Genomic DNA, 1,920 nt, shown 5'->3' on the forward strand with positions numbered 1-1,920 from the left:
GATATTTTTAGGAAAAAAACTAAGGAAAAAGAGAGAGAGATTTAGAGGTTTTGAACTGTTCTTTCTTATCTTGATAATAAGGGTAACTATTACAGAGTAGAATAGTTACCCTTAAAGTGTTGGTATATCTGGGTTGAAACACAAAAAAAGTTGCTTTTTCCAGCATACTCATGTAGTGTTTTAGGTGTCTAGTCTAAAAACATTATGAGAAAGGAGAAAAAGCAACTTTTTTTATTGTCATAGTTTGTGAAAACTAAGTTGTTTTTTAAGTTATATAACATGGATAAGTATACTGAGAAGAAACGAAGAAATCAAGTATTTCAGAAATTTATAAAGCGACATGTGGGGGAAAATCAAATGACATTGGTACGGGAATGTAATACCTTTTTGTCTTTTGTGACAGATAAGTCGTTAGAAAAACAGAAATTATATAAAGCAAATTCATGTAAAAATCGTTTTTGTCCGGTTTGTGCATGGCGTAAAGCGAGAAAAGATGCGTTGGGTTTATCTTTGATGATGCAGTATGTACAAAAAGAACATGAAAAAGAATTTATATTTTTAACGTTAACGACGCCTAATGTGTCTAAAAATAAATTAGAAAATGAGATTAAGCATTATAATCAATCATTTAGACGATTAAGTAATCGAACAAAATTTAAAAAGGTTGTTAAGGGTTATGTAAGAAAATTAGAAATTACATACAACAAAGAGCGGGATGATTATAACCCACATTTTCACGTTTTAATTGCGGTTAACAAATCTTATTTCAAAGATACTAAATCTTATATTAGCCAAAAAGAATGGTTGAATTTATGGCGAGATGTGACGGGAATGCCAGAAATTACACAAGTTCATGTTGAGAAAGTTAAGGCTAATAATGACAAGGAACTTTATGAAATGGCTAAATATTCGGGTAAAGATAGTGATTATTTAAGTAATCAAAAAGTATTTGACGCGTATTATCGTTCTTTGAAAGGTAAGCAGGTATTAGTGTATTCAGGATTATTTAAAGAGGCAAGAAAGTTATTAAAAAATGGTGATTTAGATTATTTAAAAGAGATTGATCCGACTGAATATATCTATCAAATTTTTTATATCTGGAAACAAAAAGAATATTTAGCGAGTGAATTGCATGATTTAACAGAACAAGAAAAGAGAGCGTTAAATTATCAAATGATTGATGAAATTGAAGAAGAAATATAAAGTGTTGGTCTTAGACTGACGCTTTTTTTATTGTTAAAAAAATAAGGTCGCCTGCCCCTGTGGGAACTATAAAAAATGTGTGCAAATTAATTTGCATGTAAATGGGCAGTGTCTAAAAAAATCGACACTGGTTTTGCTCAAATTTTTGTTTATGGAATTAGAATATATTTATTTGGCTCATATTTGCTTTTTAAAAGCTTCTGTAGGTTTTTAGGCATAAAACTATATGAATTACCCCTAAATCTTTAAAATGCCCCCTTAAAATTCAAAATAAAGGTATTTAAAATTTTAAAAATAAAAAAGCTACTAGCAAAAAACTAGTAGCTTAAATCTTAGTTAAATTTTGATGTAGTATTAATTTTTATATCTACGCTACAACGTCGATTCAAATTCGTGCAGTATTAATTTTTGTATCTGCGCCACAACGCCGATTACTAATAATGCAGTATTAATTTTTATATCTGTGCTGCAACACCGATTACTTAAAACTAAGATAAAAAATCGACGAAGGTCGATTATGGTTTTTGCACGCGTTCTTTTTAGAACGCATAAGTGCGCCCTTACGGGATTTAACTAGATTATAACGATGAAAAATAGACCTGTAAAGCAATAACTATTGTGATAAAGTTTGTTAAAAAAGGAGGTATTAATTTGATATTTATATATATAATATTTTCGGCTATTTTACTTTATTACGCTTTAAAATATGGAATTAGA

At 29.2% G+C, this 1,920-nt stretch carries 1 protein-coding gene; it reads left to right on the forward strand.

Annotated elements, in window-relative coordinates; genetic code table 11:
* Positions 1–279 precede the first annotated feature (279 nt).
* Positions 280–1,203: a protein rep gene (locus LQ611_RS13760; protein WP_233695240.1), complete on the forward strand. Its 924-nt coding sequence runs from the start codon at positions 280–282 to the stop codon at positions 1,201–1,203.
* Positions 1,204–1,920 lie beyond the last annotated feature (717 nt).

Origin of the sequence: Mammaliicoccus sp. L-M44 (assembly GCF_022386355.1) — a bacterium.
Lineage (GTDB): Bacteria > Bacillota > Bacilli > Staphylococcales > Staphylococcaceae > Mammaliicoccus > Mammaliicoccus sciuri_A.